At 66.2% G+C, this 22,292-nt stretch carries 19 protein-coding genes and 1 pseudogene; 8 read left to right on the plus strand and 12 right to left on the minus strand.

The annotated features are described in order from the left end of the window. Window positions 1–145 precede the first annotated feature (145 nt). Complete coding sequence (locus AADZ55_RS13730; RefSeq protein ID WP_085324250.1) at window positions 146–1,948, plus strand: AMP-dependent synthetase/ligase; 1,803 nt, start codon at window positions 146–148, stop codon at window positions 1,946–1,948. A gap of 27 nt (window positions 1,949–1,975) precedes the next feature. On the opposite strand, the gene pimB is transcribed toward AADZ55_RS13730, so the two are convergent. From pimB to AADZ55_RS13750, 4 genes are all read right to left on the minus strand, one after another. After that, window positions 1,976–3,133, minus strand: a complete 1,158-nt coding sequence (pimB, locus tag AADZ55_RS13735; protein WP_085324251.1) for a GDP-mannose-dependent alpha-(1-6)-phosphatidylinositol monomannoside mannosyltransferase — start codon at window positions 3,131–3,133, stop codon at window positions 1,976–1,978. A 10-nt stretch (window positions 3,134–3,143) separates the two neighbouring features. Then, entirely contained in the window at window positions 3,144–3,920 is a 777-nt protein-coding gene (locus AADZ55_RS13740; RefSeq protein ID WP_085324252.1) for a hypothetical protein, read from the minus strand. A 94-nt stretch (window positions 3,921–4,014) separates the two neighbouring features. Further along, window positions 4,015–5,214, minus strand: coding sequence for a peptidoglycan hydrolase RipC (ripC, locus tag AADZ55_RS13745; RefSeq protein WP_085324253.1), 1,200 nt, complete (start codon window positions 5,212–5,214; stop codon window positions 4,015–4,017). A gap of 185 nt (window positions 5,215–5,399) precedes the next feature. Beyond that, window positions 5,400–5,654, minus strand: coding sequence for a hypothetical protein (locus tag AADZ55_RS13750; protein WP_085324254.1), 255 nt, complete (start codon window positions 5,652–5,654; stop codon window positions 5,400–5,402). Between the two features lie 155 nt (window positions 5,655–5,809). Here AADZ55_RS13750 and AADZ55_RS13755 point away from each other — a divergent pair. Further along, window positions 5,810–7,654 (plus strand): annotated as a pseudogene (locus AADZ55_RS13755) (DEDD exonuclease domain-containing protein); the annotation flags it as partial. Here the strand turns inward: AADZ55_RS13755 and trpD are convergent. Further along, the gene (trpD, locus tag AADZ55_RS13760; RefSeq protein WP_242670020.1) at window positions 7,592–8,680 is read right to left on the minus strand and encodes an anthranilate phosphoribosyltransferase; all 1,089 of its coding nucleotides are present in this window, start codon (window positions 8,678–8,680) and stop codon (window positions 7,592–7,594) included. The pseudogene AADZ55_RS13755 and the gene trpD sit on opposite strands and share 63 nt — an antisense overlap. Before the next feature lie 156 nt (window positions 8,681–8,836). Here trpD and AADZ55_RS13765 point away from each other — a divergent pair, with 156 nt between their 5' ends. The 4 genes from AADZ55_RS13765 to AADZ55_RS13780 are packed head-to-tail and all read left to right on the plus strand — an operon-like array spanning window position 8,837 to window position 13,176. Continuing rightward, window positions 8,837–9,448 carry a cytochrome c oxidase subunit 3 gene (locus AADZ55_RS13765; RefSeq protein WP_085324256.1) on the plus strand — a complete coding sequence of 204 codons (612 nt, stop codon included), beginning with the start codon at window positions 8,837–8,839 and terminating at the stop codon, window positions 9,446–9,448. Between the two features lie 40 nt (window positions 9,449–9,488). Then, a complete protein-coding gene (locus AADZ55_RS13770; RefSeq protein WP_085324257.1) occupies window positions 9,489–10,331 on the plus strand; it encodes a cytochrome c in 843 nt (280 codons plus the stop codon). Continuing rightward, a complete protein-coding gene (locus tag AADZ55_RS13775) occupies window positions 10,328–11,530 on the plus strand; it encodes a ubiquinol-cytochrome c reductase iron-sulfur subunit (protein ID WP_119184921.1) in 1,203 nt (400 codons plus the stop codon). Before AADZ55_RS13770 ends, AADZ55_RS13775 begins: the two co-directional genes overlap by 4 nt. Continuing rightward, window positions 11,527–13,176, plus strand: coding sequence for a cytochrome b (locus tag AADZ55_RS13780; protein ID WP_085324259.1), 1,650 nt, complete (start codon window positions 11,527–11,529; stop codon window positions 13,174–13,176). The genes AADZ55_RS13775 and AADZ55_RS13780 overlap by 4 nt, the downstream gene beginning before the upstream one ends. A 173-nt stretch (window positions 13,177–13,349) precedes the next feature. Here the strand turns inward: AADZ55_RS13780 and AADZ55_RS13785 are convergent, their stop codons facing one another. The 4 genes from AADZ55_RS13785 to AADZ55_RS13800 form a co-directional block, all read right to left on the minus strand. Continuing rightward, the gene (locus tag AADZ55_RS13785; protein WP_085324260.1) at window positions 13,350–13,985 is read right to left on the minus strand and encodes a DUF2561 family protein; all 636 of its coding nucleotides are present in this window, start codon (window positions 13,983–13,985) and stop codon (window positions 13,350–13,352) included. Next, a complete protein-coding gene (locus AADZ55_RS13790) occupies window positions 13,985–14,917 on the minus strand; it encodes an MmpS family transport accessory protein (protein ID WP_341286200.1) in 933 nt (310 codons plus the stop codon). Before AADZ55_RS13790 ends, AADZ55_RS13785 begins: the two co-directional genes overlap by 1 nt. A gap of 183 nt (window positions 14,918–15,100) precedes the next feature. Continuing rightward, on the minus strand, window positions 15,101–15,520 hold the full coding sequence (locus AADZ55_RS13795; protein ID WP_085324262.1) for a cytochrome c oxidase subunit 4: 420 nt from the start codon (window positions 15,518–15,520) through the stop codon (window positions 15,101–15,103). Between the two features lie 8 nt (window positions 15,521–15,528). Continuing rightward, window positions 15,529–16,620: a cytochrome c oxidase subunit II gene (locus AADZ55_RS13800; protein ID WP_085324366.1), complete on the minus strand. Its 1,092-nt coding sequence runs from the start codon at window positions 16,618–16,620 to the stop codon at window positions 15,529–15,531. A gap of 226 nt (window positions 16,621–16,846) precedes the next feature. Between AADZ55_RS13800 and asnB the strand changes: the two genes are divergently transcribed. Then, window positions 16,847–18,835: an asparagine synthase (glutamine-hydrolyzing) gene (asnB, locus tag AADZ55_RS13805; protein ID WP_085324263.1), complete on the plus strand. Its 1,989-nt coding sequence runs from the start codon at window positions 16,847–16,849 to the stop codon at window positions 18,833–18,835. 25 nt (window positions 18,836–18,860) lie between these two features. Here asnB and AADZ55_RS13810 read toward each other — a convergent pair whose 3' ends face one another. Then, window positions 18,861–19,835 carry a carbohydrate kinase family protein gene (locus AADZ55_RS13810; RefSeq protein WP_085324264.1) on the minus strand — a complete coding sequence of 325 codons (975 nt, stop codon included), beginning with the start codon at window positions 19,833–19,835 and terminating at the stop codon, window positions 18,861–18,863. Window positions 19,836–20,026: 191 nt separating this feature from the next. Between AADZ55_RS13810 and AADZ55_RS13815 the strand changes: the two genes are divergently transcribed. Then, window positions 20,027–20,719 carry a hypothetical protein gene (locus tag AADZ55_RS13815; RefSeq protein WP_085324265.1) on the plus strand — a complete coding sequence of 231 codons (693 nt, stop codon included), beginning with the start codon at window positions 20,027–20,029 and terminating at the stop codon, window positions 20,717–20,719. 12 nt (window positions 20,720–20,731) lie between these two features. Here AADZ55_RS13815 and AADZ55_RS13820 read toward each other — a convergent pair whose 3' ends face one another. Continuing rightward, window positions 20,732–21,088: a HesB/IscA family protein gene (locus AADZ55_RS13820; protein WP_085324266.1), complete on the minus strand. Its 357-nt coding sequence runs from the start codon at window positions 21,086–21,088 to the stop codon at window positions 20,732–20,734. Window positions 21,089–21,188: 100 nt separating this feature from the next. Then, the gene (locus tag AADZ55_RS13825; protein ID WP_085324367.1) at window positions 21,189–22,265 is read right to left on the minus strand and encodes a glycerate kinase; all 1,077 of its coding nucleotides are present in this window, start codon (window positions 22,263–22,265) and stop codon (window positions 21,189–21,191) included. Window positions 22,266–22,292 lie beyond the last annotated feature (27 nt).

The following is a 22,292-nucleotide window of genomic DNA, read 5'->3' on the forward strand; positions in this document are numbered from 1 at the left end:
TGCCCCGAAGACGAGAACTTTACGCCGGCGGCAATCCGGATAGCGCCCGACCGGCCACGTCCGTGCTGCGCGTATGCCCGGATTAGGCTGTGTGTCAGCAAGCCAGCCACCGGAAATATCACATCAGGTGAAGCGAGGTTAAAGAGTGCGTGAGTTGAGCGTCCCTGCGCAATTCTCGGTCGGCGAGCACGACAATGTCGCGGCCGTAGTCTTCGAGCACGAGCGTGATGATCCTGACCACGTCATCTACCAGCGCCTAGTAGATGGCGTCTGGACCGATGTCACGTGCGCCGAGGCGGCAAACCAGATTCGTTCCGCGGCACTAGGCTTGATCGCGCTGGGCGTGCAGGGCGGCGACCGGGTAGTCATCTTCTCGGCCACCCGCTACGAGTGGGCGATTCTCGATCTCGCAATCCTGTCGGCGGGTGCGGTCACCGTGCCGATCTACGAGACGTCGTCGGCCGAGCAGGTGCGCTGGGTACTACAGAATTCAGAAGCGGTGGTGGCGTTCGCGGAAACCGACGCGCACGCGGCGACGGTCAACGAGCTCGCCGGCGAATTGCCCGCTTTGCGCCGGGTATTGCAGATCAACGGTTCGGGTTCTGGCGCCCTCGATCAGCTCGCCGAAGCCGGCGCATCGGTTGACCGGGCCGAACTGACCGCCCGGCTCGAGGCACTGCGGTCCGAGGACCCAGCGACCCTCATCTACACCTCAGGCACCACCGGACGACCCAAGGGCTGCCAACTCACACATTCGAACCTGCTGCACGAGATTCGCGGCACCCAGGAGTGCCTGCCCACGCTGTTGCGCCCGGGTCAGCGACTGTTGATCTTCCTGCCGCTGGCCCACGTGCTAGCGCGCGCACTCACACTGTCCGCGCTTGCCAGCAGATTGACCGTCGGATTCACGAGTGACATCAAGAATCTGGTGCCGATGCTCGCAGTGTTCAAACCGACGGTAGTGGTGTCGGTACCGCGAGTGTTCGAGAAGGTTTACAACACCGCGGAGCAGAACGCCACAAACGATGGCAAGGGGCGGATCTTCGCGATCGCCGCGCAGACGGCGGTCGACTGGAGCCGTGCCCACGACAGCGGCAAGCCGGGCTTGCTGCTGCGCGCCAAGCACGCCGTGTTCGACCGCCTGGTTTACCAGAAGCTACGCACGGCGCTGGGCGGCGACTGCCACGCGGCGGTCTCGGGTGGCGCACCGCTGGGTGCGCGGTTGGGCCACTTCTACCGCGGTGTGGGCCTGACCATTTACGAGGGATACGGCCTGACCGAGACCAGCGCGGCGATCACGGTCAATCAGATCGGGGCCGTGAAGATCGGAACTGTCGGAAAGCCGGTGCCGGGCAACACTCTGCGCATCGCCGACGACGGCGAGCTGTTGGCGCGCGGGGGGGTGGTGTTCAGCGGCTACTGGCGCAATGAGCAGGCGACCGCCGAGGCATTCACCGACGGGTGGTTCAAGACCGGTGATCTCGGCGCGCTCGACGAGGACGGGTTCTTGACGATCACCGGTCGCAAGAAGGAGATCATCGTCACAGCGGGTGGCAAGAATGTCGCCCCCGCGGTGTTGGAGGATCAGCTGCGGGCGCATCCCCTGATCAGCCAGGCGGTGGTCGTTGGGGACGCCAAACCGTTCGTCGGGGCGTTGATCACCATCGACCCCGAGGCGATCGGCGGCTGGAAGGAGCGCACCGGCAAGGCCGCTGACACCTCGGTCGGTGATCTGGCCACCGACCCCGATCTGGTCGCCGAGGTGGACGCGGCCGTGAAAACGGCCAACCAGGCGGTCTCGCATGCCGAGTCGATTCGCAAGTTCCGCATTCTGCCGGTCGACTTCAGCGAGGACACCGGTGAATTGACACCGACGATGAAGGTCAAACGCAAAGTGGTGGCCGAGAAGTTCGCTCCCGATATCGAAGCGATCTACGCCAAGGACTGAGAGTCGCGGCAGCTCCTCCCGGGCCGCTCAGCGGCCCGCATCGTCGCCGCGCAGGAGATCCGCCAGCCGGGTGGCCAGCGTGTCCCAGCGCCACTGAGCCGTGACCCATTCTCGGCCGGCGGCGCCCATCGCGGCGGCCCGGTCACGATCGATCAGCAGCTCGGCGACAGCGTCGGCGACCTTGTCCACCGAGTTGCCATCGACCACCAGCCCAGTCTTGTTGTGCTGCACCGTTTCCGGCGCTCCGCCAGATTGGCCGGCGATTACCGGCACGCCAGCGGCCGAGGCCTCGAGGAACACGATGCCCAAGCCCTCGACGTCCATTCCGGCGCCGCGGGTGCGGCAGGGCATCGCGAACACATCGGCCAGTGCGTGGTGGGCAGGCAGTTCGTCGGTTGCCACGCTGCCGGTGAATGTCACATGATCGGCCACTCCACAGTCGTGAGCCAGTTTGCGCAGCCTCTCCAGATACGGACCGCCGCCAACAACCACCAGCGCAGCTCCGTCGACGCGACGCCGGATCGACGACAGCGCCTTGATCAGAATGTCCTGGCCCTTGCGCGGCACTAACCGGGACAGGCACACCACCGTGGGCCGCTCGCCCAGCCGGTAGCGCTCCCGCAACTCGACGCGGGCGGCCGGATCGGGGCGGAACCGGTCGGTGTCCACCCCGGGCGGCAGGTATTCCAGCGACGCCGCGGGCCCGAAGGCAGGCGCAAACCTGGACCGTGTGTAGCAGCTGACGAAGGTCACCATGTCGGTCGCGTCACCGATGCGGCGCAGCACCGATCGTGCCACCGGAAGCATCGACCAGCCCACTTCGTGGCCGTGCGTGCTGGCCAGCACCCGGTTCGCTCCAGCCTGCCGGGCACGCGGGGCCAGCAGGGCCAGTGGTGCGGCCGCACCGAACCAGACGGTTTCGATGTCGTACTCGGCGATCAGCCGGCGCATCCGGACATCAACGGTGGGACCCGGCAGCATCAGCGTGCTGGGATGGCGCACCACCCGGTAGCCGGCGTCGCGGGCTGAGGCGTCGAACGCGTCGGCGCCCTTCCACTGGGGTGCGTACACCGTCACAGCATGCGACCCGGCTTGGGCCAGCCGACCGACGAACTCCCCCAGGTAGGACTGGATGCCGCCGCGTCGGGGCGGAAAGTCGTTGGTTACCAGCAGGACCCGGCTCACCTGGGTCAGGCTAGTCGGCCAGCCACCGCTGCCAACGCGCGAGCAGGCCAGCCGCGTCGATACCGAGCACCTGGCGGGTGGCGGTAGCCAGGTCGGAGTGTCCTACACCGCAGGTGGCCAGATACAGCTCACGTAGCTTGGCCGTCCCGTAGGCGTCAGCGACGAACCGAGCGAACCACCACGCACGGTCATATGCCAGCGAACGCTGCGGCCCGGGAGTGTCCAGGTCGGTGTCCGAGGGCATAGATTGCACCACCGACACCGCGTCCGTCGGCAACGTGGTCTTCGGCCGGGCAACAAAATCGGCTACCCCTTCGGTCAGCCACCGAGGGGCATCCAGGGCCGTGTCGGTCCGGGCAGCATAGTGAAAAAGCTCGTGGGCCAACACTATTCGCAGTCCGGTTTCGCTCATGTGCGCCGCGCCCGGCGCGAACACGATCCGTTGGCCGACCGCCGCCCGGCGGGCCGGATCGATACGGTCGACCACCGTGACCGCCGCTATGTCCGTCCATTGCGATGCCAAGCCCCCGCCAGCGGCGGCACGAAACTGTTCGTCCGTACCCGTGGCAACCACCGAGATATCGTGCGACCAATCAGCGCCCCAGAAGGCCACCACTTCGTTGACCGCAGCGTCGACGCTCGCCGCAACACGGAACAGCAGGCGATCGGTGGCCGGACCGCCGAGGCTGAGCAGCCAGACGGTGCGGTCGCCGGCGACCAATGGTGTGGCAAGTGTTCGGTCGGCTGGTGCGACCAACTGTGCGGGTTCTGCGCACCTACCGCACACCGGGTAGCCGGACAGTGCCGCCGCCGCAATCAGCTCAGCGACAAATATGGCGGCCAGCAGGATCCGAGCGGGGAGCCGCCTCGCGACGAGGCGGTCAGTAACGGCGGGCGTCGTAGATCGGACCCGACGAGTTCATCGGCACCACCCGCACCGGCACACCGTAGGTGGAGGAATGGACCATGAGTCCGTCACCGATGTAGATGCCGGCATGCGATGCATCCGAATAGAAGGTCAGCACATCGCCGGGCTGCAGATCCGACAGTGCCACCGGCTGACCGCCGTGGGCCAGCGCCTGGCTGGAGTGCGGCAACGCGATGCCGGCTTGCTGGAACGCCCACATCACCAATCCCGAGCAGTCGAACCCGCCGGGTGCGGCACCGCCCCATGCGTAGGGCTCTCCGACCTGAGTCAGCGCGGCCTGCACAACGGCCGCACGGTCGTCACCACCGCCACCAGGCGGCATGAATGGCATGGGCAACCCAGGCGCTCCACCGGGTTGTGGCGCCCCACCGGGTTGTGGCGCCCCACCGGGCGGTGGCGCCCCATCGGGTGCCGGAGGGCCCGCTGGCGGCGCACCGGGCGGTAATGCCCCAGGTGGGGCCCCGGGGGCGAGCACGGCAACCGCCGGGACCGGTCCGGGATCAGCGAGGGCCGTGCGCTGGTCCGGCGACAATGCGAGGTATTGCGACTTGACGACGGCCATCTGCACCTGCAGCTGACTCTGTTTGTGCTGCAGGTTCGCCCGCACCGCGGCAGCATGTTCGGCGGCGGACTTGGCCTCGGCCGCCGACTTGACCGCGGCCTGCTCAGCCTCGGCGGCCTGCTCTCCAGCGGCTTTGAAGCTGGCCATCTGCGTGGCCATTTGATGCGCCACTACCCGCTGCACCGATAGCCGGTCGATCAACAGTTGCGGCGACTCCGCCGTCAGGATCGCGTCCATACCGTCGGTGCGACCACCCATGTAGGTGGCGGCCGCGACCTTGTTAACCGCCGTCTGGAAAGTGGCCACGCGTGCTCTCGCCGCATCCAAGGCCGCCCTGTGGTCCGCGAGCTTCTCGTCGGCGGCCCGCTGGGCAGCGAGCTTATCGTTGAGATCCAGCTGTGCACTGTGCAGCGCCTCGGTGGTCTGCTCGGCCTGCCGAGACAGCTCGTTGAGCTTCGCCATTGCGTCGTCGGCCGGATCGGCCAGCACGTTCGCGGCCAAGACGCCGGACAGGACGGTGAAGCTCGCTAGGAAACCGATGGCCGACCGCATGATGACGCGCGCGATCGAACACCCACAGTCGAGCCTCAAAATTTGCTTCCTTAAACGGGCCATCGACGGATGCCGTCGAGCTGGTTTAGGTCTCAAACAGGTTACGAAACGATCTCGGAATTGTCCAAAGGGGGAAGTTAAGAAAATGGATAGATTTTTGTCATTCCGTTGTGAACGGCCGCACTTCTGCTATAGCGCTCCAGGTGTATAGGGACGCAATGACATTACGCGACACCGGATCCGCGATTGCGACGGATAGGGACAAGGCGCAACCTCGGAACCAACCCAACGTCGGCGAGCACTTCCAACGCAGCACGTTCGTCGGTCGACAGGGTCTCCGGTATCCCGAGCAGCACGCTGACGACACAGTCGCGGCATCGGAGTCCGCGCACCGCGCAATCATCGCAGTCGATAACCACCGGTGCCCCCGGCCCGGGCGTTGCGCCGCCATTGCTGTCGGGTCCACTGCTTGATGCCATTCGGGTCGTTCCTCTCGGTCTGGCTCATCGGGTTGTCCGAACGCTAACCGTGAGCACCGACACCTGCCGTTGGTCAAGCCAGTTGGCCAGCGACGCGAGTGACCGCCCGGCGTGGCAACGGCTCGGTGTCGGTGCAGATGCCTAGCGTCGCGGCCATGGGTACAACCGGTGGAACTCAGCTGAGTTTCACCGACCTGGCAGAAGCCCAGGGATCAGCCTGGGTCGCGGCCGAGGAAGTGTCGCTGCGCGAAACCACCTTCGTCGTGGTCGACCTGGAGACAACTGGTGGGCGTACCACGGGTACCGAAACGGCACCACCCGACGCCATCACCGAAATCGGGGCCGTCAAGGTACGCGGCGGCGCCGTGCTCGGTGAATTCGCCACCCTGGTAGACCCGCAACGCAGCATCCCGCCCCAGATCGTGCAACTCACCGGCATCACCACGGCCATGGTGTGTAACGCCCCGACGATCGACGCCGTCCTCCCGATGTTCCTCGAGTTCGCCGGTGACTCGGTGCTGGTCGCCCACAACGCCGGGTTCGACATCGGATTCCTGCGCGCCGCCGCGCGGCGGTGCGATATCACCTGGCCCCGACCGCAGGTGTTGTGTACGGTGCGGCTGGCCCGGCGGGTGCTGAGCCGAGAGGAAGCCCCCAGCGTGCGCCTGGCCGCGCTGGCGCGGCTATTCGCTGTCGCCAGCCAACCCACTCACCGCGCCCTCGACGATGCCCGCGCCACCGTCGACGTGTTGCACGCACTCATCGAACGGGTGGGCAGCCAGGGCGTCCACACCTATTCCGACCTGCGCTCATATCTGCCCGGCGTGACCCCGGCGCAACGCCGCAAACGGGTGCTCGCCGACGGACTGCCGCACCGGCCCGGGGTCTACCTGTTCCGCGGACCGTCGGGCGAGGTGCTCTACGTCGGCACCGCGGTCGACTTGCGGCGCCGGGTGAGCCAGTATTTCAACGGCACCGACCCCCGCGGGCGGATGAAAGAGATGGTCACGCTGGCCAACACAATCGACCATGTCGAGTGCGCGCACCCGCTGGAGGCCGGTGTCCGTGAGCTTCGGATGCTGGCGGCGCATGCCCCGCCCTACAACCGCCGGTCGAGGTTCCCCCACCGATGGTGGTGGGTGGCGCTCACCGATGAAGCGTTTCCGCGAATGTCAGTGGTCCGTGCCCCGCGACACGACCGCGTCGCCGGCCCATTCCGATCCCGCGCCGACGCCGCCCAGACCGCCGCCTTGCTGGCGCGGTTCACCCAGGTCCGAACCTGCACCACGCGGCTAGCGCGTTCGGCCCGGCACGGACCCGCTTGCCCCGAGCTCGAAGTGTTACCCTGCCCCGCCGCCCGCGACGTGGCAGCCGCGCAATACGCGGCGGCACCGCAGCGGGCAGCGGCGATGATCGACGGGCTGGACAACACGGCGCTGGCCGCGGCCGTTCATCGGGTCAGTGCGCTCGCCGAATGCCGTCGCTATGAGAGCGCCGCCCGACTGCGCGACCACGTCGCCACCGCCATCGAAGCACTATGGCGGGGCCAGCGATTGCGCGCGCTGGCCGCGCTGCCCGAACTGGTGGCCGCCGCACCTGACGGCAGTGGCGGATACCAGCTCGCCGTCGTCCGGCACGGCCAGCTTGCAGCAGCCGGCACCGCACCGCGCGGAGTGCCGCCGATGCCCGTGGTCGAGGCCATCCACGGCGGCGCCCAGGCAATCCTGCCCGCTCCGGCGCCGCTGGGCGGGGCGCTGGTCGAAGAGATCGCACTCATCGCCCGCTGGCTGGCCGGGCCGGGGGTGCGCATCGTCCGGGTCGCGGACGGGGCTGCGGGATGGACCTCACCGCTTGGCTCCGCCGGCCCGTGGGCGGCCTGGGCGGAAACGGCGCGCTCGGCCCGGTTGGCCGGTGAGCAGATCATCAGGGGCCGGCAGTCAGACCCGCTGGCTGAATCGCGCCCATCGCGCGAGCAACTGTTCGGCCGCACCGGTGTCGATCGCCGTGCTGGCCCGTCGCAGCCCATCCTCCCAGGCCGGCACCCATTCAGCGCGGCTGGATAGTCCGGCGTGGGCGACGATCGCACCGGCTGCATTGAGCACAACGGCGTCCCGGACCGGGCCCCGGGCACCGCCCAGCACGGCGCGCACCTCCGCCGCGTTGGCGTGCGCGTCGCCTCCCCGCAGCTGGTCAACCTGGGCGCGGGCAAACCCGAATCCGGCCGGATCAAAGGTCAGCTTGTCCACGGTGCCCGCCTGAACGCGCCAAATGGTGCTCGTCGTGGTGGTGGTCAACTCGTCGAGCCCGTCGTCCCCGTGCACCACCAGCACACTGGACCGGCGCGCAGCGAACACCCCGGCCATCACCTCGGCGAGGTCGGCAAACGCGCAACCAATCAAGCCCGCCCGGGGCCGGGCCGGATTGGTCAGCGGCCCAAGGAGATTGAACACGGTGGGCACCCCGATCTCGCGGCGCACCGCGGCTGCGTGCCGGTAGGACGGATGAAACTTCGGCGCGAAGCAGAACCCGATTCCGACTTCGGCGAGGCTACGTGCAACCTGGTCGGGTCCCAGGTCGATGCGCACCCCCAGCGCCTCCAACGTGTCCGCGCCGCCGGACAACGAGGACGCCGCCCGGTTGCCGTGTTTGACCACTGGCACGCCCGCAGCCGCCACCACCATCGCGGCCATGGTGGACAGGTTGACCGTGTTGACCCCATCGCCGCCGGTCCCGACGACGTCGACGGTGTCGTCAGGGATCGCGTCGGTGGGCATCGGACGCGCGTGATTGAGCATGACGCCGGCCAGCTCACCGACTTCGTCGGCGGTCGGAGCCTTCATCATCATCGCGACTGCGAAGGCGGCGATGAGCGCCGGCCGCACATTGCCGGTCATGATTTGGTCCATGGCCCAGGCAGCCTGGCCCTGCACCAGGTCCCGTCTGTCGGTCAACCGACCGAGAATCTGCGGCCAGGACGGCGCAGACACGGCTTCAGCCCCTGAAGAAGCCTCAGATGACAGAGCCACGCGCTGATGGTCCCATGTGGATCGATCTACCCCAACCCCGCCCAGAACACGTCGCGACCGCGCCGACCACGACGCCGGTGAGACGCGCGGAACTGAACTACTGAAATTCCTGACCCGGGTAGAGTTCGACAACTACAAAGCGTCATACTTGCGGATGTGACGAGTGCTGTAGGGACCTCGGGTACTGCCATCACGTCGCGCGTGCATTCGCTGAATCGGCCAAACATGGTCAGTGTCGGCACCATCGTGTGGCTATCCAGCGAGTTGATGTTCTTTGCTGGGCTGTTCGCGTTCTATTTCTCGGCGCGAGCTCAAGCCGGCGGGAACTGGCCGCCGCCACCGACGGAGTTGAATCTCTACCAGGCCGTCCCGGTCACGCTCGTCTTGATCGCCTCGTCGTTCACCTGCCAGATGGGCGTGTTCGCGGCCGAGCGCGGCGACGTCTTCGGGCTGCGCCGCTGGTATGTGATTACGTTCCTGATGGGCCTGTTCTTCGTTCTGGGCCAGGCCTACGAGTATCGCAACTTGGTGTCGCACGGGACGAGCATCCCCAGCAGTGCATATGGCAGCGTGTTCTATCTGGCTACCGGCTTCCACGGACTGCACGTCACCGGCGGCCTAATCGCCTTCATCTTCCTGCTGGTACGCACCGGGATGAGCAAGTTCACCCCGGCGCAGGCCACGGCCAGCATCGTCGTCTCTTACTACTGGCATTTCGTCGACATCGTGTGGATCGCGCTGTTCACCGTGATCTATTTCATCCGATGAGCCGGCGTCCGACGAACATCCCACGAACAGGAGTGCTCGGTTGAAGAAACTGAGGTTCACCCGATCCGGTGGCGGCAAGAGTGGTCGCGCGAGACGGCGCCTTCGCCGCCGATTGTCGGGCGGACTGCTGCTGCTGATAGCGCTGACCATCGCCGGTGGGCTGGCGGCTGTCCTGACCCCTACCCCACAGGTGGCCGTCGCCGACGAGTCCACCTCGGCGTTGCTGCGCACGGGCAAACAACTTTTCGACACCTCATGCATCTCCTGCCACGGCGCCAACCTGCAGGGTGTACCCGACCACGGGCCGAGTCTGATCGGCGTCGGCGAGGCGGCCGTCTACTTCCAGGTGTCGACCGGACGGATGCCGGCCATGCGCGGTGAGGCTCAGGCGCCGCGCAAAGATCCGATCTTCGACGAAGCACAGATCGACGCGGTCGGCGCCTACGTGCAAGCCAATGGCGGCGGTCCGACCGTGGTGCGCAACCCCGATGGCAGCCTCGCAATGCAGTCCCTACGTGGAAACGACCTCGGCCGCGGCGGCGACTTGTTCCGGCTCAATTGCGCCTCATGCCACAACTTCACCGGCAAGGGCGGAGCGTTGTCCTCCGGCAAGTACGCGCCCGATCTGGCGCCCGCCAATGAACAGCAAATCCTCACCGCGATGCTGACCGGCCCGCAGAACATGCCGAAGTTCGCCAATCGCCAGCTCTCCTTCGAGGCGAAGAAGGACATCATCGCCTATGTGAAAGTGGCCACCGAAGCACGGCAACCGGGCGGTTACCTGCTTGGTGGATTCGGACCCGCACCCGAGGGCATGGCGATGTGGATCATTGGGATGGTCGCCGCCATCGGGCTGGCACTGTGGATTGGGGCGCGATCATGAGCGACGGATCCAACCCGAAAGACGGCGCTAAAGACGCCGCGGCACAACGTGAACCGGACGAATCCGCGCTGGCCGCGATGTCGAACCAGGAACTGCTCGCACTGGGCGGCAAGCTTGATGGTGTCGGAATCGCCTACAAGGAGCCTCGCTGGCCGATCGAGGGCACCAAAGCCGAGAAGCGCGCCGAGCGTTCGGTGGCGCTGTGGTTTTTGCTGGGTGGTGCGTTCGGGGTAGCGCTGCTGCTGATCTTCCTGTTCTGGCCGTGGGAGTTCAAGCCGGCGGATGGGCAAGGCGACTTCCTGTACTCGCTGACCACCCCGCTGTACGGCCTGACTTTCGGTCTGTCCATCCTGTCGATCGCCATCGGCGCGGTGCTGTTCCAGAAAAGATTCATCCCCGAAGAGATTTCAATCCAGGAACGACATGACGGCGCGTCTCGCGAGATCGACCGCAGGACGGTCGTGGCGAACCTGACCGACGCCTTCGAGGGTTCGACGATCCGACGACGCAAATTGATTGGACTGTCTGTCGGCATGGGCCTGGGCGCGTTCGGGCTCGGCACCCTGGTCGCGTTTGCCGGTGGCCTGATCAAGAACCCGTGGAAGCCGGTCGTCCCCACCGCCGAGGGCAAAAAGGCGGTGCTCTGGACGTCTGGTTGGACCCCCCGCTACAAGGGCGAGACGATCTATTTGGCGCGCGCCACCGGCACGGATGCCGGACCACCGTTCATCAAAATGCGCCCGGAAGACATGGACGCCGGCGGAATGGAGACCGTCTTCCCATGGCGGGAGTCCGACGGCGACGGCACCGACGTCGAATCACACCACAAGCTGCAGGAAATCGCGATGGGTATACGCAATCCGGTGATGCTCATCCGGATCAAACCCAGCGACCTGGGCCGCGTGGTCAAACGCAAGGGCCAGGAGAGCTTCAACTTCGGCGAACTCTTCGCGTTCACCAAGGTCTGCTCACACTTGGGTTGCCCCTCATCGCTGTACGAGCAGCAAAGCTACCGAATCCTGTGCCCTTGTCACCAGTCGCAGTTCGACGCATTGCATTTCGCCAAGCCGATCTTCGGTCCGGCGGCCCGCGCGTTGGCGCAACTGCCCATCACGATCGACAGCAACGGGTATCTGGTCGCCAACGGTGACTTTGTCGAGCCCGTCGGGCCAGCATTTTGGGAGCGCACAACAACATGAGTCCAAAACTGAGTCCCCCGAAAATCGGTGATGTCCTGGCGCGTCAAGCCGAAGACATCGATACCCGGTATCACCCCTCGGCGGCGCTGCGCCGTCAGCTCAACAAGGTATTTCCGACCCACTGGTCGTTCCTGCTCGGCGAGATCGCGCTGTACAGCTTCATCGTGCTGCTGATCACCGGCGTGTACCTGACGCTGTTCTTCGACCCGTCCATGGTCGACGTCACCTACAACGGCGTTTACCAACCCCTGCGTGGGGTGGAGATGTCACGGGCCTACCAAACGGCGCTGGACATCTCCTTCGAGGTTCGCGGTGGCCTGTTCGTTCGCCAGATCCACCACTGGGCCGCACTAATGTTCGCCGCGGCGATCATGGTGCACCTGGCGCGCATCTTTTTCACCGGAGCATTCCGGCGGCCGCGCGAGACCAACTGGGTGATCGGTTCGCTGTTGTTGATCCTGGCTATGTTCGAAGGCTATTTCGGCTACTCGCTGCCTGACGACCTGCTGTCGGGACTCGGTCTGCGCGCGGCACTCTCGTCGATCACGCTGGGTATGCCGGTGATCGGGACCTGGCTGCACTGGGCGCTGTTCGGCGGTGACTTCCCCGGCACCATTTTGATCCCCCGGCTCTACGCGCTGCACATTTTGCTGCTACCGGGGATCATCCTGGCTCTGATCGGGCTGCACCTGGCGTTGGTGTGGTTCCAGAAGCACACCCAGTTCCCCGGCCCGGGCCGCACCGAGCACAATGTCGTCGGCGTGCGGGTGATGCCGGTGTTCGCGTTCAAGTCCGGCGCATTTTTCGCGGCTATCGTCGGTGTTCTGGGGCTAATGGGTGGCCTGCTGCAGATCAACCCGATCTGGAACCTGGGCCCCTACAAGCCGTCCCAGGTGTCAGCGGGCTCGCAGCCGGACTTCTACATGATGTGGACCGAGGGTCTTGCCCGTATCTGGCCGCCGTGGGAGTTCTACTTCTGGCATCACACCATCCCCGCTCCGGTGTGGGTCGCAGTGATCATGGGCCTGGTTTTTGCCCTGCTACCCGCCTACCCATTCCTAGAGAAGCGGTTTACCGGCGACTACGCGCACCACAACCTGCTGCAGCGGCCGCGCGATGTTCCGGTGCGCACCGCGATCGGCGCCATGGCGATCGCCTTCTATATGGTGCTCACCCTCGCTGCGATGAACGACATCATCGCATTGAAGTTCCATATCTCGCTTAATGCGACGACGTGGATCGGGCGGATCGGAATGGTGGTGTTGCCGCCGTTGGTCTACTTCATCACGTATCGCTGGTGCATCGGGCTGCAGCGCAGCGACCGGGCGGTACTCGAACATGGCGTTGAGACCGGCATCATCAAGCGGCTGCCCCATGGCGCCTACATCGAGCTGCACCAGCCACTCGGCCCGGTCGACGACCACGGCCATCCGATCCCGCTGGAGTATCAGGGCGCACCACTGCCCAAGCGAATGAACAAGCTGGGTTCGGCCGGATCGCCGGGTAGCGGCAGCTTCCTGTTCGCCGATGCGGCGGCAGAGGATGCGGCGCTGCGTGAGGCGGGCCACGCTGCCGAACAACGTGCCCTGACCGCGCTGCGCGAACATCAGGACAGCATCACGGGTTCGCCAGACGGCGAGCACTAGCTCGGCGACGACCCGGGTCGGCACGACCCGGGAAGGAGCCGGGCAATCAGACCCAGCTCGGCGACGACCCGGATCGGCACGACCCGGCAACAAACCAGGCAATCAAACCCAGCTCGGCGACGACCCGGATCGGCACGACCCGGCAACAAACCAGGCAATCAAACCCAGCTCGGCTACTGCCCGGCGACCCGGCGCAGCTGCCGAACGTATAGCCACTCGATCACCGGCATTCCCGCGGTGACGGCCCCGCCCAGCCCGTAGCTGACCCAAGACGGGCCGTCATGACCGACCGCCATCAGATAGGTCGCTGCCGCCACGGCAATCAGCGCGACGCCGATCGCGCCCGTCAGCGCGACCGTCCCGCGCAACCAGATCCGGTCCACCGCCGCGCCGGACCACTCGGCGGCTGGCTCGACCCCTTTGGCCCGCTGTGCGTGCGCCAACTCGGCCTCGGTGCGTTTAGCCAGATGCCCGGACCGGATCGGCTGCCTGCCCCGCACGGATGCGCCCAGCGGCCGGGCAGTGGGCTCGGCCTCGGCCATCCGGCGAGCTCGCAACAGCGCCGGTATCGCGCCCGCGATGACCAATGCGGAAACCACGATGACGGCGTAGAGCACCCACGTCGTATGCGGGCTCCCCGCCATCTTGTGGAAGCCTCGGCCCAGATCCACCAGTGCGACAGCGGCGGCCACCGACACGCCGATCAACACGAGCCAGACCGCGGCGCATGCTCCGACCAGGATGCGGTCGATGACGTCCGGCGCGACCGAGTCCGGCCCGCGCCGGTATGCGGAATATCTGCTCACCATCAGCAGCTCGTCTGCGGTCCGTCGTTGGAATTCGATGACAATACCGCTCCGTCGCTTGTGGTGATCGAGCAGTTGAGCCGACTAACCCGGAAGAGGCTGGAGGCCTCGACCGAGCCTACGTCGGATTGCGAGATCGGTGTGACCGTCATCGACCACGGGATGTACACGTTGTGCTGCGTACGTCGCCGCCCGGCGGCATCGACATAGGTGACCGAAATGATGTCGCCCGGCGCCTTGGTGCCGGTCACCGAATAGGTGACTTGCCGCGGACCAGCCGGCGTGGTCGTGGCCGGCGGTGGCGCCGCCGCCGTTGTGGTGGTCGCCGGCGGCGGGGCCGTGGCCGGCGGCGGCGGGGGTGGTGGTGGAGGAGGAGGCGTCACAGTCACTGTCTCGGTCTCGGTCGCCGTCGGGATCTCGGTGGCGGGCGGCGGCGGTGGGGGCGGCGGGGGCGGCGGTGGCGGTGTGGTGGTCGTGATCTCGTCCTGTATAGGCGGTGCGGAAGTGGTAGTGGCGGGGGTGGCGAGTTTGTTGGTATGCGGGCGAATGACGAGCAGCGACACCGAAACCACCAGCGCAATGGCGGCCAAAATGGCGGCGACGCCAACCACCCATGGCCAACGCGGAGCAGCCGGTTCGTCGTCCGGGTCGGACGACTCGTCGTAGCTGTCGTAGTCATAGAGCCTGAGATCGGCTGGCACAAAGGGGCCGCCGGTGAAGTGCTCGGACTCCGGAGCCGAGTACGCCCGGGAATATGCCTCGGTCTGGCCCGTCTGATCGTGCGGCGCTTTGTCGCCCCCCTCGGCGGGGGGTGCCAATTGGTCGCCGGAAGGCAGCTCGTCGCCGATGTCGCCGACGGGTTCCGATTCGGCGCTGGGCCCGCCCGCGGAGTCGGGTTCGTCAGGTTCCTGTCCCGGGGGAATCGGCCCGCTCATTTTCGCCTACCCTGTCCAACTGCCTCACCAGCACGCGCGGCTCCGCGGCTGCGGCCTTGCCCGCGCGCTCGGTGCATCCTCATTGGTGCCACGGAAACCCTACCCAACCGGGCAGGACCGAAACGTCGGGGCAACCTGGCCACTCGTCAACTGATGCCCTGATTGTGACCTTCCCGGCGCCGATCAGTGCTTCTCGGGACCGACGTAATACTCGAAGACCAATCCGGCCGCCGAGGTGAGGACGAATACTACGCCGGCAGCTATCAGCCACGGCAGCCATAGCGCGATGCCGACTGCCGCCACCGAGCCCGACAACGCGATCATGATCGGCCACCAGCTATGCGGGCTGAAGAATCCCAATTCACCCGCACCGTCACTGATTTCAGCGCCTTCGTAGTCCTCGGGCCGGGCATCTAGCCGACGAGCCACAAACCGGAAGAAGGTGGCCACGATCAACGCCATGCCACCCGTGAGCGCCAGCGCGGTGGTGCCGGCCCACTCGACGCCACCGGTGGCGAACAGCGAGGTCAGCACACCGTACAGTACCGCTGTCACGACGAAGAACGCGGCGACGAACTCGAACAGCCTGGCTTCGATATGCATTGAGTGTCCTAACCTACGGGCACCGGGGCCAATTCACCGCGGCGGGTATCAAACGGGTGAGTGGTCACCGCAAGAGGTGGCTGGTTGATCGCCCGCAGTGCCTCGGCGTTTGTCTTCCCATCGATGCGTTGCTGCAAGTAGGCCTTGAAGTCGTTGGGGGTCACCACGCGAACCTCGAAGTTCATCATCGAGTGATACGTGCCACACATTTCGGCGCAGTGGCCCACGAATGCTCCGGTCTTGGTGATCTCTTCGATCTGAAAGACATTGACGGAGTTGTTTGCTACCGGGTTGGGCATCACGTCGCGCTTGAACAAGAACTCTGGCACCCAAAATGCGTGTACCACATCGGCCGAGGCCATTTGAAACTCGATGCGCTTGCCGGACGGAAGTACCAGCACCGGAATTTCGGTGCTGGTTCCCAGCGTCTCGACCTTGTCGAAGTTCAGGTAGGACCGGTCCTCGGTGTTGAGCCCGCGCACCGGCCCGACGAGCTCTTCACCGTGCTTGTCCTTGCCCTCCGGCTTGGAAACCATGGCGCGCTTGCGCTCTGGATCGGCGCCATCGTAGGTCAGGGTGCCGTCTTTGAAGTTGACCCTCTGGTAGCCGAACTTCCAGTTCCACTGGAAGGACGTGATGTCGATCACCACCTCGGGGTCCTTGGCGATGTGCAGCATCTTCTCCTGCACCACGACGGTGAAATAGAACAGCACCGAGATGATGAGAAACGGTATGACCGTGAGCACCAGCTCTAGCGGCATGTTGTAGCCGAACTGACGGGGCAACTCAACGTCGGTCTTCTTCTTCCGGTGGAACGCCGCGGACCAGAAGATGAGACCCCACACTATGAACCCGACCGCCAGGGAGGCGATCACCGCCCCGATCCACAGTTCTCGGTTGAGGTGTGCCTCCGGGGTAATGCCCTCAGGCCAGCCCAAGCCCAAAGCTTCCGACCAACTGCATCCACTCAGGGTGACGGCCAAAGCCCCCAGCGTCGCGGCAAGCCCCACCCGCCGAAGACCACGGCGAGAGCCTCCGGAGCCGCGCTGAGACCTGCACTGCGACAAGCATTGCGCACGATCTGGCCCGCGAGGTGTCACGTTTGGCGCCTCCTGTATCACAAGCTGGGCCGACTGGGACAGCACCGGCTGTGGCGGGAACCGTCGGCTAACTCGGATGTCGAATACTACGCAGCGTAGACCACGTCGCGTACGCGGGCGACGACGCGGGCCGAATCTGGCCCGGGGCTCCCCCGGCCGCGCGCTCGTCGCGACCCGCCGGGCGTGGGATCCACAAGCGGCGCCAAGTGCGGCATACTGAGGCGCCGTGTGTGGATTGCTGGCCTTCGTCGCGGCCCCGGCCAGCGCTGCCGAGACCCAATGTCCCGATGCCGGGGCGCGCACTGCCATTGCGGCGGATAGCGCAATCGCCCGCGCCTCGCATTTGATGCGCCACCGTGGACCTGACGAGCCGGGTACCTGGTATGACCCCCACACCGACGGCGCCTCGGGACGCGCTGTGTTCGGTTTCAACCGGCTATCGATCATCGACATTGCGCATTCGCATCAGCCGCTGCGGTGGGGGCCGCCGGACGAGCCGGATCGCTACGTGCTGGTGTTCAACGGCGAGATCTACAACTACCTGGAGCTGCGCGACGAGCTGCGCACCAGTCACGGCGCAGTTTTCGGCACCGACGGCGACGGTGAGGCAATCGTCGCCGGCTACCACTACTGGGGTACCGACGTGCTGCAGCGGTTGCGCGGCATGTTCGCGTTCGCGCTGTGGGACACCAAAGCCTGCGAATTGTTCTGCGCCCGCGATCCGTTCGGCATCAAGCCGCTGTTCATGGCGACCGGGACCGGCGGCACCGCGGTGGCAAGCGAAAAGAAATGCCTGCTGGACCTCGCCGATTTGGTGGGATTCGACGCTCGCATCGACCATCGTGCGGTGCAGCACTACACCGTCCTGCAGTACGTGCCGGAGCCTGAGACGCTGCACCGCGGGGTGCGCCGGCTGGAATCGGGTTGCTACGCCCGGATCCGTCCCGATCAGCTCGCGCCGGTGATTACCCGCTATTTCGCGCCGCGGTTTGCGGCCCGTCCGATCACCGGCGACACCGAACAGAACCGCTACGACGAGATCACGGCGGTGCTGCAGGACTCGGTGGCCAAGCACATGCGCGCCGACGTGACCGTTGGCGCGTTTCTGTCCGGGGGTATCGACTCCACGGCCATCGCAGCGCTGGCCATCCGGCACAACCCACGACTGATCACGTTCACCACCGGTTTCGAGCGCGAGGGCTTCTCCGAGATCGACGTCGCGGTGGCCTCGGCAGAGGCGATAGGTGCCCGCCACATCGCCAAGGTGGTCAGCGCCGACGAGTTCGTCGCCGCTCTGCCCGAGATCGTCTGGTACCTCGACGAGCCGGTCGCCGACCCGGCGTTGGTGCCGTTGTTCTTCGTCGCCCGCGAAGCCCGAAAGCACGTCAAAGTGGTGTTGTCGGGTGAAGGCGCAGACGAGCTGTTCGGCGGCTACACGATCTACCGGGAACCGCTGTCGTTGAAGCCCTTCGACTACCTGCCCAGGCCACTGCGCCGGTCGATGGGAAAGGTGTCCAAACCGCTGCCGGAGGGCATGCGCGGCAAGAGTCTGCTGCACCGCGGATCGCTGACACTCGAGGAGCGCTACTACGGCAATGCCCGCAGTTTCTCCGACGCACAGCTGCGCGAAGTACTGCCCGGGTTCCGGCCGGACTGGACGCACACGGATGTGACGGCGCCGGTGTACGCCGAGTCGGCCGGCTGGGATCCGGTCGCCCGAATGCAGCACATCGATCTGTTCACCTGGCTACGCGGCGACATTCTGGTCAAGGCGGACAAGATGACGATGGCCAATTCGCTGGAACTGCGGGTGCCGTTCCTGGATCCCGAGGTTTTCGCCGTGGCCGCCCGGTTGCCGCTACCGGCCAAGATCACCCGCACCACCACCAAGTACGCGCTCCGGCGCGCGCTGGAACCTATCGTGCCGGCGCATGTGCTGCACCGGCCCAAGCTCGGTTTTCCGGTCCCGATTCGGCACTGGCTGCGCGCCGGCGAACTGCTGGAGTGGGCATATTCGATGGCGGGCTCGTCGCAGGCCGGTCACCTGGTTGATGTTGCCGCCGTGCATCGCATGCTCGACGAGCACCGGTGCGGCACCAGCGACCACAGCCGCCGGCTGTGGACCTTGCTGATCTTCATGCTGTGGCACGCGATCTTCGTCGAGCACAGCGTGGTGCCGCAGATCAGCGAGCCGCAGTACCCGGTCCAGTTGTAACCGCGTCTGGTTGGCGGTGCAGGTACTAGGTCAGCACCGCGACGATCTCGCCGGCCGCGTCCTCGCCGTAGGCACCGGCCAACCGGGTGGCCGCGACCTCGTGGTCCCACGCCCACTCCTGAGTTCCGGTCGACTCCAGCACCAGAACGGCGACCAGCGAGCCGAGCTGCGCCGAACGCTCCAGGCTAAGTCCCGCGCTGCGGCCAGTCAGGAAACCGGCCCGGAATGCGTCGCCGACGCCGGTGGGGTCGGTCTGGCTGGTTTCGGGGACGACGCCAACGTGGGTGGTGGTGCCGTCGGGTTCCACCAGATCCACGCCCTTGGGACCCAGTGTGGTCACCCGTAGGTCGATCTGCGCCATGACGTCGGCCTCGGACCAGCCGGTCTTGGACAGCAGCAGGTCCCATTCGTAGTCGTTGGTGAACAAGTAGGCAGCACCGTTGATGAGCTTGCGGATTTCCTCGCCCGACAGCCGCGCCAGTTGCTGAGACGGATCGGCGGCGAACGCCAGCCCGAGTTTGCGACACTCCTCGGTGTGCAAGAACATCGCCTCGGGGTCGTTGGCACCGATGATCACCAACTCGGGAGTGCCGACGGCTGACACCAGGTCGGCGAGCTTGATGTTGCGGGCCTCGGACATGGCGCCCGGGTAGAACGATGCGATCTGGGCCATTTCGACGTCGGTGGTACAGGTGAAACGTGCCGTGTGCGCGGTCTCGGAGATCAGGACGTGGTCGCAGTTGACACCGCGGGCTTTCAGCCAGTCCCGGTAATCGGCGAAGTCGGCGCCTGCCGCGCCAACCAGCGCGACATCACCGCCGAGCACGCCGATGGCGAAAGCCATGTTCCCGGCTACGCCGCCGCGGTGCACAACCAGGTCGTCGACTAAGAAGCTAAGCGACACCTTGTGCAGGTGTTCGGGCAGCAGCTGCTCGGAAAATCGCCCGGGAAACCGCATCAAATGGTCGGTCGCAATGGAACCGGTTACCGCGATCGTCACAAAATCTCCGTCCTTCGTTCGTAAGGTCGTCTAGCCTCTAACCATTATCAGCGCTGCGGCCCGCCCCGTCGCGTCGACAGCTAACGGCTGCCGTTGCGCTAGCCTGCCCTAGGGCACTCACCCGATTGCCGAAGCTCCCGGCCGGAGCGGCAACGCCCATCGTCCCGTCCACCACGCGGAGGAGAACCACGATGCCCGGTCCCCACTCGCCGAACCCCGGTGTCGGCACCGACGGACCGGCGCCGTACCCCGAGCCCTCGCCCCACGAGCCCCGCGCCCTGGACTACCCCCACGACCTCAGCGCCACCGAGCCGGCCTTTGTCCGAGCGCCGGGGGACGACGCGGCGCTGCCACCCGCCACCTATCCCGGCGCGCCGCCGCAGGTCTCCTACCCGAAGCGACGATCCAAGCGGCTGCTGATCGGCATCCTGATAGCCCTGGCGCTGGTGTGCGCCATGACCGCCGCGATCGTATACGGGGTGCGCACCAACGGGGCCAACACCGGAGGTCCATTCTCCGAAGCGTCGGCCAAAGCGGCGATTCAGGGATATCTCAACGCCCTAGAGACCCGCGACGTGGACATCATCGTCCGCAACGCGCTCTGCGGAATCTATGACGGCGTGCGCGACAAGCGCTCCGATCAGGCCCTGGCCAAGCTGAGTAGCGACGCGTTCCGCAAGCAGTTCTCCCAGGTCGAAGTGACCTCGATCGACAAGATCGTGTACTGGTCGCAGTATCAGGCCCAGGTGCTCTTCACCATGCAGGTGATACCTGCCACCGGCGGCCCGCCGCGGGGTCAGGTACAAGGCATCGCTCAGTTGCTCTTCCAGCGCGGCCAGATCTTGGTGTGCTCGTACGTATTGCGCACCGCAGGGTCCTACTAGCGGGCTACTGGATCAGTTGAACGAATCCCCACACGCGCAGGAACCGGTGGCGTTGGGGTTGTCGATGGTGAAGCCCTGCTTCTCGATGGTGTCCACGAAATCGATCGACGCGCCTTCCACATACGGCGCGCTCATGCGGTCCACGGTCAGGATCACACCACCGAATTCCGCGGTGAGGTCACCATCCAGCGTCCGGTCGTCGAAAAAGAGGTTATAGCGCAACCCAGCGCACCCCCCCGGCTGAACCGCGATCCGCAGCGCAAGATCGTCACGTCCCTCTTGGTCCAATAGCGACTTCGCCTTGGCGGAGGCGGCCTCGGTCAGGATCACACCGTGGGTCTTGGCGCTCGGCTCGTTCTGCACCGTCATCTACTTCTCCTACATGCCTATCGTTGGGTGGGCCCGCCCAGTGGGGTTTCAGTCTGGGGGGAATCCAGTCTGGGGTCTGTGTCGGGGAAAACCCACTTCCTCAACGGTACCCTGCGGGGCCGCTATTCCCGAGTCTCGCGGCTACCTCAGACGCCAAACCCATGAGCTGATTCGCGGCATCGGCCAGTGCCAGCCGCACCGAGCCGGCGTACTCGGCGATGGACAACGCGGACATGATACCCGCTGATCGCGACGCGGACTTGTCCAGCGATACCTGCCCCGCCAGCACTATCACCGGAATTCCCAGCGGGCGGGCCGCGGCCGCTACCGCACCAACTACCTTGCCGTGCAGGGACTGCTCGTCGAAGCGGCCCTCGCCGGTGACGATCAGCTCCGCGTCGGCGAGGTCGTCGGCAAAGTGCGTGTGCTCCGCGATGATTGCCGCGCCGGACTCGCACCGGCCACCAAGCGCAAACAGCCCGGCCCCGACACCACCGGCGGCGCCCGCGCCCGGCTCGGCGCTCACCGCCCGACCGGCGGCCGCGTCCAGTTCAGTCGCCCACGCCGCGAGGCGGCCTTCCAGCACCGCGACGGTGGCCATGTCCGCGCCCTTCTGCGGCGCGAACACCCTGGCGGTGCCCCATGGCCCCAACAATGGGTATTCGACGTCTGAGGCGGCGATCACCTCGACGTTGGCCAGCTGTCGGCGGGCGGCGTCCAGGCCGCCAAGCTCGGCAATCATCCCTTTCCCGCCGTCGGTACATGCACTGCCTCCCAACCCGACCACGATCCGAGCCGCACCGGCCCGCAGCGCCGCCGCGATGAGCTGGCCGACTCCCTTGCTGTGGGCCGCCAGCGCGGTCTCGGGCGTCGGCGGGCCGGCAAGCAACGCCAAACCGCACGCCTGCGCACACTCCAAGTACGCGGTTGCCGAACCCGGATCGAACACCCACGCGGCATCCACGAGGGTGTCCAGCGGCCCGGACACCCGCAGTCGCCGGGTCTCCCCCAGCCGGCTGCCCAGTACCTCGACAAAACCCGGGCCACCGTCGGACTGCGGGGCAACGATGAACGAATCACCTGGTCGCGAGCGCGTCCAACCGGTTGCGATGGCGGCGGCGGCCTCCACCGCAGACAGGCTGTCGCCGTAGCAATCCGGGGCCACCAACACCCGCATGGCGGGCAGCTGGAGCCGGCCGGGCCC

The sequence above is a fragment of the Mycobacterium decipiens genome (assembly GCF_963853665.1).
GTDB lineage: Bacteria > Actinomycetota > Actinomycetes > Mycobacteriales > Mycobacteriaceae > Mycobacterium > Mycobacterium decipiens.